11 protein-coding genes are annotated in these 13,030 nt (G+C 62.3%); all 11 read right to left on the bottom strand.

Annotated elements, in window-relative coordinates:
* Positions 1–46 precede the first annotated feature (46 nt).
* A complete protein-coding gene (locus tag ACNJ7K_RS24170; RefSeq protein WP_487042321.1) occupies positions 47–1,834 on the bottom strand; it encodes a flavin-containing monooxygenase in 1,788 nt (595 codons plus the stop codon).
* Positions 1,835–2,730: 896 nt separating this feature from the next.
* A complete protein-coding gene (locus ACNJ7K_RS24175) occupies positions 2,731–3,186 on the bottom strand; it encodes an HtaA domain-containing protein (RefSeq protein WP_487042322.1) in 456 nt (151 codons plus the stop codon).
* Positions 3,186–4,439: an NAD(P)/FAD-dependent oxidoreductase gene (locus ACNJ7K_RS24180; RefSeq protein WP_487042323.1), complete on the bottom strand. Its 1,254-nt coding sequence runs from the start codon at positions 4,437–4,439 to the stop codon at positions 3,186–3,188. Before ACNJ7K_RS24180 ends, ACNJ7K_RS24175 begins: the two co-directional genes overlap by 1 nt.
* On the bottom strand, positions 4,436–4,732 hold the full coding sequence (locus tag ACNJ7K_RS24185; RefSeq protein ID WP_487042324.1) for a 2Fe-2S iron-sulfur cluster-binding protein: 297 nt from the start codon (positions 4,730–4,732) through the stop codon (positions 4,436–4,438). The genes ACNJ7K_RS24180 and ACNJ7K_RS24185 overlap by 4 nt, the downstream gene beginning before the upstream one ends.
* A gap of 17 nt (positions 4,733–4,749) precedes the next feature.
* Complete coding sequence (locus tag ACNJ7K_RS24190) at positions 4,750–6,018, bottom strand: cytochrome P450 (RefSeq protein WP_487042325.1); 1,269 nt, start codon at positions 6,016–6,018, stop codon at positions 4,750–4,752.
* A gap of 87 nt (positions 6,019–6,105) precedes the next feature.
* Positions 6,106–7,512, bottom strand: a complete 1,407-nt coding sequence (locus tag ACNJ7K_RS24195) for an MFS transporter (protein ID WP_487042326.1) — start codon at positions 7,510–7,512, stop codon at positions 6,106–6,108.
* Entirely contained in the window at positions 7,509–8,768 is a 1,260-nt protein-coding gene (locus tag ACNJ7K_RS24200) for a serine hydrolase domain-containing protein (protein WP_487042327.1), read from the bottom strand. The genes ACNJ7K_RS24195 and ACNJ7K_RS24200 overlap by 4 nt, the downstream gene beginning before the upstream one ends.
* Entirely contained in the window at positions 8,714–9,484 is a 771-nt protein-coding gene (locus ACNJ7K_RS24205) for an SDR family NAD(P)-dependent oxidoreductase (protein ID WP_487042328.1), read from the bottom strand. Before ACNJ7K_RS24205 ends, ACNJ7K_RS24200 begins: the two co-directional genes overlap by 55 nt.
* A gap of 121 nt (positions 9,485–9,605) precedes the next feature.
* Positions 9,606–10,601 (bottom strand): VOC family protein, encoded by a 996-nt coding sequence (locus tag ACNJ7K_RS24210; protein ID WP_487042329.1) that lies wholly within the window; start codon positions 10,599–10,601, stop codon positions 9,606–9,608.
* Positions 10,602–11,276: 675 nt separating this feature from the next.
* Entirely contained in the window at positions 11,277–12,701 is a 1,425-nt protein-coding gene (locus tag ACNJ7K_RS24215; RefSeq protein WP_487042330.1) for an NAD(P)(+) transhydrogenase (Re/Si-specific) subunit beta, read from the bottom strand.
* Positions 12,701–13,030: an NAD(P) transhydrogenase subunit alpha part 2 gene (locus ACNJ7K_RS24220; protein WP_006552916.1), complete on the bottom strand. Its 330-nt coding sequence runs from the start codon at positions 13,028–13,030 to the stop codon at positions 12,701–12,703. The genes ACNJ7K_RS24215 and ACNJ7K_RS24220 overlap by 1 nt, the downstream gene beginning before the upstream one ends.

Raw genomic sequence — 13,030 nt, forward strand, 5'->3', positions numbered from 1 at the left:
TCCTGGCCTGCAGGCCAGAATCTTGGGACAGCGAACGCTAACCGGATCAGGCTTGTGACTTCGGCTCCATGACCTCTTCGAGACCGCCGGTTGCGAGCCATTCGGCAAGAATCCGATCGAACTCGTTCGGACCGGCAGCGAGGGTCTCCGTCCGCGGGGGCTTACCCTCGGAGTTGTAGTAGCCCGGCGTGCACTCGGCGTTGAACTCATCTTGAGCCGGCCCCTGCGCACGGATGGTGGCCACCCATTCGCTTTCGGACTCCTCGCTCGGTTCGACCAGTACGTCGCCCCGCCGCTCGGCTTCGGTCACGGCTGTCATGATGTGCGCGGCCTGTTGCTCGAGGATGTGGGTGTAGTTGACGGAGTAGGCGTTCTGAAGCACTCCCATGTGGAAAAGGTTGGGATAGCCGCGGGTGACCCAACCGTGCAGCGTGCGCATGCCGTCGGCCCAGTACTCGGGAAGCGGCACTCCCTTGCGACCACGGATCTCCACACCGGCCCGGGTCGCCGGATCGAAGCTCACCTCGTATCCGGTCGCGAAAATGATCAGGTCGACTTCGTGCTCTATCCCGTTGGCTACGAATCCCTTCGCAGTAAAGCGTTCGATGCCCTGGCCCTCGGTGTCGACCAGGCTGACATGCGGCTTATTGAATGTCTGCAGGTAGCGATCACTGAATCCGGGCCGCTTGCACATGTGCATGTACCACGGCTGCAACCGTGCTGCCGTGTCCGGATCTTCGACGAGATCGGTGACGCGACGACGCAGCTCTTCCATCTTCTCGAAGTCGGCCAGTTCGAACGCGACAGCAGGGTCTTCGCTGAAACCACTATCGATCAGTCGTCGCATGCCTCGGGCCGGGCCGATATCGGTCCAGGAGTCACCGACCAGGTTCTGCTCGGCTCCTTGACCGTGCACGATGTCGATGAAGTTCTTGCGGCGTTCATTCTGCCAGCCCGGCTCCAGAGATTCCCACCACTGTCGGTCCGTTTCGGCATCCGCGCGAACATCCACGGTGGACGGTGTTCGTTGGACGACAAGCAGTTCCTTCGCATGTTCGGCGAGATGAGGAACGACCTGGAGTGCGGTTGCTCCGGTGCCCACAATGGCAACTCGCTTGTCGGCCAACTTGTGGAGTCCACCCGTGTGGTCGCCACCGGTGTAGTCGTAGTCCCAGCGGCTGGTGTGGAAGGCATGGCCGGCGAAGTCTTCGACACCGGGCAGATTGGGCAGCTTCGGACGTTGCAGGACGCCGCCGGATACCAAGACGTAGCGGGAGTCGAACCTGTCGCCACGAGAGGTAGTGACCGTCCAGAGTTCGCGGTCGTCATCCCAATTCACACTTTCGATCTTGGTCTGGAAAAGTGTGTCGCGACGTAGGTTGAAATGCTCGGCGATGGCAAGTGCGTGCTGTCGGATCTCCTCTCCGGAGACGTACTTCCGGCTCGGCATCGTTCCGACTTCCTCCAACAGAGGAAGGTAGATGTAGGACTCCACATCACATGCGAGGCCAGGGTAGCGGTTCCAGTACCAGGTGCCTCCGAAATCGCCTGCAGTGTCGATAAATCGGATCTTGTCGATGCCGGCTTTACGTGCGAAAGCGCCAGCAATCAGGCCACCGAACCCACCGCCGAGGATGGTCAGGTCGACGTCGTCGTGAACCGTCGCCCGCTCCTCCACCTGGGGAGTCCACGGATCGGCGCCGTAGTTTTCGAACTTGCCGGTGCCGATGTACCCGTACTGACGATTTCCCTCCGGGCGGATCCGCTTGTCGCGCTCGGCCCTGTACTTCTCGCGCAACGCTTCGAGTGCCGTGAGCTGGTCATCGATTTTCATGGATTTCTTCCAATCTGGTCTGCCGGCGGTCGTCGTGTCCGGCCAAGGTCATGTCCTTGAGATTCGTTCATTCAAAGGGAGGGCTGGGGGTGCGGGCAGCTATTGCGGACTATGGAGGGCACGTGCCCTTTTCTATGCCGCGTGGAAGTCCAGGGCTGCACGATTCGAGTCGTGCCTGAGCGCCGGAGTCGAGCCGAACGCACGCTCTGCGTTGCTCGGGCCATGGGTTCTGTCGATTCGGTGGCGAGGGCCACGATCAATGAGTTTTGCGATCCGTCCGCCGAATGCACGCGTAGGGCTCGTCCTTCGCACCACCACACGGGCCTGGCGGCTGTGTGCCGTGATTCGGCGGGTCCGGCGTGAGGCGCTGGTACCTGTTTGCCCGATCACACGTGTGGTCGAATTTGTTCCGGCCATCGGCGCTCCTTCGTGGGCGATGCACATAGCTCTGTGAATCGCATCACGTGACAGACTGCACTAAAACTCACCGTTTGACAAGTAACTATGTTCTTGAAGTTCGGACTGCCTCTGCACATTTTATGCAGTTGATTCTTGGGGTGCCGAGAAGCCTTCGCCGGCTGTCAGCGCGCCCGAATGACGTTGAGACCGAACGCCATAAGCATGCACACAGCGACATACAGGGTATCGGTCGCGCGGCAGAAGACTCCGCAGACCCCGTCCCGGTCGCCGGAGCTCGCGATACGACCACCGTCTTGGCTCCCGGATTTGTGGGGCAGCGCAATCAGCGGCTTTGACGAACACCGGTATAGCGACACACGGGTCACTCGAGAACACAGGATAAACCCCGGCACCAGCACACCCACTCGACAACCGGGGACATTCCATGAATCGGACACGCAGCGCCATGAGCGGGGAAGCTTGTGCGGCTCAGCCGGTCACGCGTCGATCGAGACCGTCAGCGGTTCGAGCAGATCCCCTACCGAATAGACCCCACCCAGCACCCGCACGCCGTCCGCGGTCAGCCTCGCCGAGAACACGCGGGTCCCGGGAACCTCAGCCGCAGTCTCGTCGAGCCGAGCGAGGACGACACGTTCATTCTCCCGCGTCTGCGGACCGACGGAAACACAGGGCTCCCGGCCGAACTCGATGCGTAGGTCGTACAGCTTGAAGTCGAGAACGCCGAAATGCGCCCAGAAATCGACCCGCCCTGTGAAGACCCAACAGAATTGCGAGGATAGTTCGGATCGCTGGAATACGAACCGGCCCTCGGAATCGAGCTCCACCTGATGGCGCTCGATACGACCGTCATCGATGGCGGTCACATATTCTCGGAAGGACTCGCGAAGGGACCAGTGCAACGCTCCCCCGGCCGTTGACGATGCTGAGGACATCACACCTGCTGAGTAACGGCCTCGTCGCCCACAAGGACCGCCTTGAGAGGCTCTGCGCTGTCGCCGATGCGGTTCAGGTCGACTCGGCGGCCGACGGCTGCGCGAGCTCCGACATAGTCACGCATGTGGTTGACGGTGTCGACGGCGACCACGACGTCGCCGTGGAGATAGACCACGGAGAACGAATCCGAATCCTTATCGCCTCGGATCAAGATGGTGTCGTATCCGACCACCAGGCCGACTGTCTTGAACTTGATATCGAACTGGTTGGACCAGAACCAGAGCTGCGGATCGTAGGGACTCGCCTGCCCCATGATCGACGAAGCCACCAGCTTTCCTTGCTCCGTGGCATTCTGGATCGATTCGATACGCGCCCGCCCTGAAGGATGCGCCCCGTGAGGGAACGACGCGCAGTCACCGGCCGCGTATACATCCGGCAGGCTGGTGCGTCCGAGATCGTCGACCTCGATACAACCGATGCCCTCGGCACCTGCTGCCAACAACGGCCCGACGGCGGGCACGAGACCTACTGCCACCAGCACGCGATCAGCGGAAACGCTCGAACCATCTGCGAGGCGGACGCCCGTAACGGAACCATCGCGTCCCTCGATCTCCGTGACCTGCGCCCCGAGCCTGACATCGACACCCGCAGCGACATGCCGACGCAGGAAGTAGTCCGAGACCACCGCACTGGTCACACGTTGCAGCAATCGCTCCTGAGCCTCCAACACCGTGACCTCGATGCCGAAGCCTCGTAACACGGACGCTGCCTCGAGTCCGACGAATCCGCCACCGACGATCACGAACCGCTTGGCCGTAGGCAGACATTCCTTGACAGCGAGAGCATCGTCGAGCGTTCGTAGTGTCATCACCCCGGCAAGGTCCTCGCCGGCGACTCCCAACCGCCGGGCCGACCCGCCGGTCGTCCACACAAGCGAGCCGTACTTCACAGTGTCACCGTTGCTCGTGGCGACGGTGTGTGAATCGGGATCGACAGTGACAACGCTGGTGTCGAGCATCAATTCGATCCGCGCGTCACTCCAGAACTGTGCGTCACGAATCAACAAGCTCTCGGCCGTCGCCTCACCCTTGAGATATGCCTTGCTCAGGGGTGGACGTTCGTAGGGCAGGTGCCGTTCGGCGCTGATGATCCCTACGCTTCCCTCGTAGCCGAGCGTCGCCAGCTGATGTGCAACGGCGGCGCCGGCGTGGCCACCCCCGACGACAAGGACATCGAAGGTATGGATCGTCATGGGATGATGACCTCGATGTCGGTCATGTCCTCGCGCAGCACGAGTTGACAGCTGAGTCTGCTGTTGTCGGCACGTTCATCCACGAGCTCGAGCAGTTCGCTCTCTTCCTCGGAAAGGGGACGAAAGCCCTGGGCGTCGGCGTAGACGTGACAGGTCGCGCACGACAGTTCGCCTCCACACTCACCCTCGATGCGGGGTAATTGCTGGCGTACGGCCACCTGCATGATGTTGTCCCCCGGCTCCCCCTTGGCCGTGACGATGTCACCGTTGACGTTGAACCGAACATTGACCATCTTCATTCCTCCATGCCTCAGTCGTTCGACTGTGCGGGCAGTGTCTTACCGGTACGCAGCTTGAGTCCCGAAAGACCGGAAGCCGCCGTGTCAACGACCCATCTCGGCTGCTCGACAACCTCGAGTTCAGGCAGACGAGAAAAGAAGATCGAGTAGAACTGCGACAGCTCGAGACGAATGAGGTTGCGTCCCAAGCACTTGTGTATTCCCTCCCCGAACGAAATGTAGTCGTTCGGCGTCCGGCGGATGTCGAACTCCAGCGGGTTCTCGAACACTCGCTCGTCACGGTTCGCCGACATGATCAGCAAGGAAACCCAGTCTCCGGCGCGGATCAGCTTGCCCTGAAGTTCGAAGTCGTCGTTGGCAACTCGAGCTGCGCTTCGCGCGGGGCTGGCGAAGCGCACTGTCTCGTCGACGGCGCCGAGCACAAGCGCCGGGTCATCGAGTAGGGCCTTGCGCTGGTCGGGATCCTCCACCAGCTGCCACGTGCCGACACTCAGCGCCAGTCGGGTCGTGTCGAATCCGCCCAGAATCATGCCCAAGACCGGCGAACGAACCTCGCGGGGACTGAGCAGTTCATGGTCCACCTTCATCTGGCTCATGATCGTCGCGAAGTCGTCTCGCGGATTCTCTCGGCGGTCCATCACGAGATTGCCGGCATAGTCGAGGAGTTCGGCGTACGCATCCGAGAAGGTCTTGATCGGGTCGTTGTCGACGGTGAACCTGGGGTCGTTGAAGGCGGTAATGCGCATGGTGACGTCCTGGAGATAGGACCACTCCTCGCGCGGGATGCCCAGCAGGGTGCCGATCACCATCGTGGGAAGCTTCGCCGCGACGTCCTCCATGAACTCGAACTCGGAGTTCTCAGCGATATCGTCGACAATCTCGTTGACGTATCGGGCAATGTCTGCGCTGAGCCGCTTTACCGCAGGCACGCTGAAATGCTTGTTCAACGGCCGGCGGTACATGGCATGAACCGGATCATCCAGGTAGTCGAGCCGCGTATCGAGTCCCAGCTCGACCCGACGCTCAGCCGTCGTCCGGGACGCCACGCGTGGCATCCGTGCGCCCTCACGGCTGCTGAGCAGCTGAGAGTTCTGAAAGCACCACTTCACATCTTCGTGCCTCGAGACCGCCCAGAATGGGCGGCCGTAGTTGGGCGCTTCGACCAGACGCACCGGATCCTCGTCACGGAGTTGCCGGAAGCCGTCCAGAAAGTCCAGGTTCGCATACCAGGACGGCTCCATGATCGAGGCATCGATGCTACTCAAGTCCGTGATGGTCATACCCGTATCTCCTTGTGGTTGGACCAGTGCGCCGACGTTGCCCACTACGGCTGCGACAGTCGCTCGGTGCAAAAGTGTACTGAGTGCTTATTTTCTTGTAAAGGGAACATCTTTTAGCTGGGAGTCCAACTCGTCTCGCTTGCGCTCGGAGGGAATCAGCAGAGCGCAGAACGCCGCACACGCCATGAGACCGGCAACCACCAAGAACCCCACCACATAGGCCCGCTCCGAGGGATAACCGTCCCCAACGGTCTGGGACGCGATGATCGCCGGGAGGACAGCCGCGCCGACCGCACCCCCCAAAGAACGCAAGGTCGTGTTGATGCCTACGGCAATCCCGCTCTGGTGCACGGGAACAGCGGCAAAAATCAACGGCGTGAGGCACGCGAACATCAACCCCAACCCGGCTCCCATGAGGCCATTGGCCACCACGACATCAACTCGTGTCGTGTGGTCGAACGCCATGAGCACCATCGCCGCTGCCCCAGCAAGGCACCCCATCACCACAAGAGCCTTCGCACCGACAATGCGAGACAGCCCACCAGCAACGAACCCACCCACGAACGACATCGCCGGGTGCGCCAGGATCAGCAGACTCGCCCCTGTCGCACCAACCCCGAACCCGTAACCCGACGACGGTGACGCTTGCAGAAACTGAGGCAGAAACGCGAAGCCTCCGTACAGCGCGGCGCCCGCAGCGAGTCCCACGAGGTTCGCCTGCCACATCCCACGCGAACGCACCAACGCCGGGTCGACGAGCGGTACCGCAACACGGCTCTCGCACACCCACCAGAGCACAAGCATGACCACCCCAGCGATACACAGCCCAAGCACCCGAACCGAACCCCAACCCCACTCGGGCGCTCGGCTCGCTGCAATCAACAGCGGGACGAGCCACATCGTGAGCAGCACCGCAGGAAGAAGCGGCAACCGTCCTGGCGAAGAAACCGGCGATGAGGGAACGAGGAAAGCCGCACCCACCGCCGCCGCACCGAGTACCAGACCCGGAAGCAAGAACAACCAGAGATAACCGAGGTAGTCCACCAGTGGACCTGCCACCACCATTCCGAGGCCTGCCCCGCCGGCAAGTACCGCCGACAACGCTGCTGTCGCACTCGCCATCCGCCCCGGAGAGCATCCGTCGCGCAAGATCCCGAACGACAGAGGTACCACGCCCGCGCCCGCCGCGGCGATCACTCGGGCCCCGATCATCACGGCAAGGTTGGGCGCAACGGCCGAGATGATCGAGCCCAGGGACAACAGAGTCAGCGAGACCACGAGCAAACGCCTCTTGCCGTAGATGTCACCGAGTCGCCCCACAATCGGCGTGGAGACGGTGGCGCAGAGCAGAAAAGCCGTCAGAACCCACGCCACCGAGTGTTGGTCGGTCCCGATCTCCGTAGCGATGCGCGGAAGCGTCGGGACGACAACCGATTGCAGCATTGCGAATGCACCGGCGCCGATAGCCAGGATCGAGAACGTGAGCTTGTTCATGGACCCGAGTGACGGGCAACGATCTCGCTCACGGCCTCAGCGATCGCAGAGAAAGGATGCTCACCGATGACCGAATCGTCAGTGAAGAGGCGGTTGTGGGCGATCCCGACCGAGTAGCCCATCTCCAGATCGGCGAATCCGATGGAGTTGCCGAGTCCGGCATGACACAGGACACCCGGCCCGTCGCCCAGCACCGTCCCACCGTGCCAGAACCCTCCCGCACCCAGTGGGGGCGACCAGCGGTTTCCGCCGACGAGGACCATATCGGGGGTCTCACTCATCGCGCGCGGTTCGAGCAGCGTGCGCACCCGTTTCTGCGACAAGAGGCGATGGCCGCCGAGTTCGCCGCCGTTGGCGAGTACCGCAAACAAACGCGCGATGCTTCGCGCCGAAGCGATGCCCCCGGTTCCGGGTAGGCACGCCTGCCAGATGTCGTGCCGGTTGTGCACTGGGGCATCGAGCGCCACCGCGTCGGGTTTGGCGGCCATGCTCACTGCGGTAGCACCCTCGAGCGGGATGCCACCCGGTCCCTCGAGGTCGGAGACAAGAACACCGACCCGCTCGAGATCTTCCGGGCGAACTCCGAGCCAGAAGTCATCGATACCCACCGGTTCCATGACTTCCTCACGGACGAAATCGGCAAATGAACGGCGCTGCGGGTCGGTGCGACGCACTGTCTCGCCCACGAGCCAGCCGAAGACGATCGCCTGGTAGGTGTTGGCCGTACCGGGCGGAAAATAAGGCTTGAAGTCCTGGATCTCACGGATCATCCAGTCCCAGTCGCACATCAGCTCGGGCGTGACGTTCGCCGGCATCTGCGGAATACCTGACTGGTGGGCCAGGACATGGGCGAGGGTGATGGCGTCCTTACCGTGACGGCCGAACTCCGGCCAGTACGTCGCGATCGGCATATCCGGATCAATGAGGCCGCGCTCGATCTGGACATGGGCCGCAAGTGCCGTAGCTGCTTTGGTCACGGAAAAGACCGGGAAGATGGTTCGCGCGGTGACAGGTCGCCCGTTGTCGTCGGCGACTCCACCCCATGCCTCAGCAACTACCTCGTCGCCGACCATGACTGCAACCTGGATCCCTCGTTCCCCCAGTTCGAGAGAACGAGAGATGGCAGCCTCGAGCACGCCGTCTGCGGCAAACGACCCATGGACCATATGGGGTTCTTTCGACAAGACGCTTCGTCTTCGGCTCAGTCCCGCAGATTGAGTCCGCCGTCGACATTCCAGCACTGGCCGTTGACCCATTCCCCATCGCTGGACAGCAGGAAGGTCACCACAGCCGCAATGTCCGCCGGGTCTCCGAGGCGGGTATGCCGAATCAGCTTGAGAACCTCCTGATGGACGTCGGTGTGGCCCATCCTCTTCTGGGTCTCACCCATCACCATGCCCGGTGAGACGCTGTTGCAGCGGATTCCCTGCTTGCCCCACACAGTGGCAACGTGGCGCGTGAGGGTGTTGACCCCGCCCTTCGACGCCGAATAAGCAACGCGATTCGGCAACCCGAAAAATGCGGCACCCGAGGAGGTGTTCACGATCGCGCCCGACCCTGCTTCCAACATGTAGGGAAGAGCCGCCTTGATGGTGCGGGCGTAGCCGAACAGATTGACATCGAGCACGCGTTTCCAGACATCCATGTCGGTATCGAGGACCGTAAGGTCGTTCTCGAACACCGACGGAGTCATCTCAGCGCCGACGTTGAACAGACCGTCTACGCCGCCCATGAAGTCGGCCGCCTTGTGGATGAACGAGGTCACCGACTCGTCGTCGGAGAGGTCGAACTGGATCGCGGTCGCTCGACCGCCGTCGGCCTCGATTCCTCCGACAGTCTGCGTAGCACGCTCGAGGTTGACGTCGCCGATGGCAACCGAGGCCCCTGCGGCGGCCAGTCGCTGAGCAGTCTCTGCGCCGATCCCCGTGGCACCGCCCGCAATGGCGATCCGCTTGCCAACCAGCCCGTTCATAAAACCTCCCAATTGCTCAATGATCCGTGTCTCGACTCATCGTCGTCGATGCTTTCTTACAAATCAATACAAAATGTACATGCAGTAAAGATCTGTCCCCGAGGATCCTCGGCTGCAGCGGTCACTCCTGCGGCGGAGAGAACCGCAGATAGCTGGACTCTGCCCGTGGCGGCTTCTCCACGAACTCGAGGCGGATCCCGTCCGGGTCGCGAAACGACAGAACCTTCCGCTCGCCGTATTCGGGTCCGAAGTTCCACACCTCTGCGGGCCCCGCAACCCCAGGAGCCCGACCGATCACCGGCATCGACTCGAGGAGCACCTGGACAGCTTCGATATCGTCGACCTCGAAACCGATCCGTGAGATCCCCAGGTGATGAGCCTCCTCATAGACCGACGACGTCGCCGGTGATGGCAACGGAAACACCGGCTGTGTCATATCGATATTGAGGCGACTGTCGCCACGGGCAGCAAACATATGGCTCGACCACTGCGCCACGTCGGACCCAGGCCCCTGCGAGACCGGCAACGGCCTGTCAGTGAAGACGTCGAGGTGATGGTTGAGGCCGAGTTGATCCCGGTAGAACGACGCTGACCGGCCACCATCCGACGCCACCGCATTGACGTGCACCCAGTGGTCATATCGCGCCGATGTCACCGGATCCGGATAGAAGGACAACAGTGTGCCATCGGGATCGGCAAAGGTGACGTAGTCACGAACGATCGTCTCGTTCGTCGGCTGGATACCCATTGCCCGCAACTGAGCGATCCGCTCATCCGCAGGAACTTTGGTCCCGAAGCCCAACTTCGCTATTCCGACGTGCCAGAACACCGGATAAGGCTTGCCCACGGGACGAGGGTTCTTCCACTCCACCAGATGCACCTGGCCTGGACAGCCGGCAGTGCCGTCATCGAGGACGTATCCCTCGAACTCACCATGATCGATACCCAACCCGGCGAACCGTTGGGCAGGAGCACTCAGTCGCGAGATCGCGCGGAGCGGAGTCGTCGCCTCATAGAACTCGCGAGACCGCTCCGCATCGCTCACATTCACCACGACATGGGAAAGCCTGAGAACATGGTGCCCAAGGGTTGAGCAACCGTACTGCCGAGCGTTCATTCATTACTCCTAGGCATAGCTGTGCAGGTAACACATTGCTGATAGCGCTCCGGAAGAGTCATTGATAGCCACGATCGAGCTGTAGAGTCCGGTGGCAACGGGGTATACCGATCGCCCCCCTAGCGCCCTGGCCGACAGGGACGACCCCGGCCCCCGCGGCGCGGCTCGGATTCCGAACTTGGTCGCTCTGTTCCGAACCGCACCAGCGGGAAGGGAACTCGGACCGTCTCCCGACTGCGCTTCGCGCTCTCCGTCCGATCCTTGCGCGCGATCCCCGGACTGCGCGCTGGCTGGGCCCCAGGGACGCTACGACGAGTCGCCCGCGACGTCACTGCATCGCCTTTCGGTGTCTCGCCGCAGAGGTACTGGAACCGGATCGTGAGAACCCGAAGACCGCAAGCGATATCGAGCACCGAACCCGGCTGTTCGCCACCGACTTCCACTATCGGTGATCGGCAACCGAACTACGTTCTGCATACCGGCAAGCCGTCACCCATATCGGGTGAGACATACGTGGCCGAATGCACTACCGACACACACACGCGTCGCAGATAGAATCCACAGGGAAGCGTTGCACTGCTTGAAAATTGAGAATCCTTGATGTCGACGCTCGGCAACGTCTCCACTGCGCCACCACCACCGTACCGGTAACCTGTCTCGAGACGGCACGACCCCCTATAGGGCCTTGAGTTCCTCGGTGACCTCCGAGACCATCTTCTTCGCGTCACCGAACAGCATCGAGGTGTTGTCGGCGGTGAACAGCGGGTTGTCGATACCGGCGTAACCGGAGCTCATCGAACGCTTGAGCACGATGACCGACTTGGACTGGTCGACGTTGAGGATCGGCATGCCGTAGATCGGGCTCGTCGAGTCCAGGCGGGCAGCCGGGTTGGTGACGTCGTTGGCGCCGATGACGATGGTGACATCGGTGCGGCCGAACTCGCCGTTGATGTCGTCCATCTCCTTCATCGCGTCGTATTCGACGTCGGCCTCGGCGAGCAGGACGTTCATGTGGCCGGGCATACGACCGGCGACCGGGTGGATCGCGTACTTGACCTCGACACCGCGGTCCTCGAGCAGTGCCGCCATCTCCTTGACGGCGTGCTGCGCCTGCGCGACGGCCAGACCGTAGCCGGGCACGACGATGACCTGGTTGGCGTACGCCATCTGGATGGCGGCGTCCGAGGCCGAGGTGGCCTTGACCGTGCCACCCGACGCCGAGGCCACACCCGCGGCCGCCTCGCCACCGCCGAAGGCGCCGAAGACGATCGCGGGGATCGACCGGTTCATGGCCTTGGCCATGAGGTTGGTCAGGATGGTGCCCGAGGCGCCGACGATCATGCCGGCGACGATCATGGCCTGGTTGTTCAGTGCGAGACCGGCAGCGGCTGCCGACAGACCGGTCAGGGCGTTGAGCAGCGAGATGACCACCGGCATGTCGGCGCCGCCGATCGGCAGCACGACGAACAGACCCATCAGGCCGGCGGCGACGAGCAGCGCCAGGATCCACCACGAGGCCAGCGGCTCACCGTCGGCGCTGATGCCGATGTAGACGGCGATGGCGATCGACGCGAGGACGAGGACGATGTTGGCGAGCTGGAACAGCTTCGCCGACGCGACCAGCTTCTTCTCGAGATTCTTGTTCAGCAGTTCCTGCAGCTTCGCGAAGGCGACGAGCGAACCCCAGAACGAGATCGAACCGATGATCGCGGCGAACAGCGAACCGACGATCATGACCACGGTCGGGTCGTCGTCGAGCGTGGTGAAGCTGGTGGACTCGAGATATTCGGCCCACGCGATGAGCGCGACGGTGCCACCACCGACGCCGTTGAACAGCGCGACCAGCTGCGGCATCGCCGTCATCTTGGTTTTCAGTGCCGGCGGGACGCCGAGGATGATGCCGACGGCCAGACCGCCGATGATCAGACCCCAGTTCTCCGTCTCCCGGATGTCGATGAGCACCGCGACGACCGCGATGACCATACCGACGGCGGCGATGTAGTTGCCGCGCACGGCGGTCTTCGGGCCGGTCAGACCCGACAGACCGTAGATGAACATCGCGAAGGCGATGATGTACAGGACCGAGACGAGGTAGCCCATCAGGCGTCAGCCCCCTTCTTCTGTGCAGCCGGGGAGTCCTTGCGCTGCTTGAACATCCCGAGCATGCGGTCGGTGACGACGAAGCCACCGACGACGTTCAGGGTGCCGAAGACCAGAGCGACGAACAGGATGATCTTGATGCCCCAGTGGGCATCACCGGGGAGGTGACCGAGCACGACGAGCGCGCCGAGCACGACGATGCCGTGGATGGCGTTGGTGCCCGACATCAGCGGCGTGTGCAGCGTGTTCGGCACCTTGGAGATGACGGCGAAACCGACGAATCCGGCCAGGACCAGAATCGCGATGTTCGCGAGTAGTTCGTTGTACAT

The organism is Rhodococcus shunpengi, assembly GCF_048381395.1.
Lineage (GTDB): Bacteria > Actinomycetota > Actinomycetes > Mycobacteriales > Mycobacteriaceae > Rhodococcus.

Excerpts from the sequence above, each read along its gene's own strand:
- ACNJ7K_RS24180 (WP_487042323.1), bottom strand. The coding sequence starts at position 4,439 with ATGACGATCCATACCTTCGATGTCCTTGTCGTCGGGGGTGGCCACGCC.
- ACNJ7K_RS24175 (WP_487042322.1), bottom strand. The coding sequence starts at position 3,186 with ATGTCCTCAGCATCGTCAACGGCCGGGGGAGCGTTGCACTGGTCCCTT.
- ACNJ7K_RS24185 (WP_487042324.1), bottom strand. The coding sequence starts at position 4,732 with ATGGTCAATGTTCGGTTCAACGTCAACGGTGACATCGTCACGGCCAAG.
- ACNJ7K_RS24210 (WP_487042329.1), bottom strand. The coding sequence starts at position 10,601 with ATGAACGCTCGGCAGTACGGTTGCTCAACCCTTGGGCACCATGTTCTC.
- ACNJ7K_RS24205 (WP_487042328.1), bottom strand. The coding sequence starts at position 9,484 with ATGAACGGGCTGGTTGGCAAGCGGATCGCCATTGCGGGCGGTGCCACG.
- ACNJ7K_RS24220 (WP_006552916.1), bottom strand. The coding sequence starts at position 13,030 with ATGTACAACGAACTACTCGCGAACATCGCGATTCTGGTCCTGGCCGGA.
- ACNJ7K_RS24195 (WP_487042326.1), bottom strand. The coding sequence starts at position 7,512 with ATGAACAAGCTCACGTTCTCGATCCTGGCTATCGGCGCCGGTGCATTC.
- ACNJ7K_RS24200 (WP_487042327.1), bottom strand. The coding sequence starts at position 8,768 with ATGGGTCAACGGCCAGTGCTGGAATGTCGACGGCGGACTCAATCTGCG.
- ACNJ7K_RS24190 (WP_487042325.1), bottom strand. The coding sequence starts at position 6,018 with ATGACCATCACGGACTTGAGTAGCATCGATGCCTCGATCATGGAGCCG.
- ACNJ7K_RS24215 (WP_487042330.1), bottom strand. The coding sequence starts at position 12,701 with ATGGGCTACCTCGTCTCGGTCCTGTACATCATCGCCTTCGCGATGTTC.
- ACNJ7K_RS24170 (WP_487042321.1), bottom strand. The coding sequence starts at position 1,834 with ATGAAAATCGATGACCAGCTCACGGCACTCGAAGCGTTGCGCGAGAAG.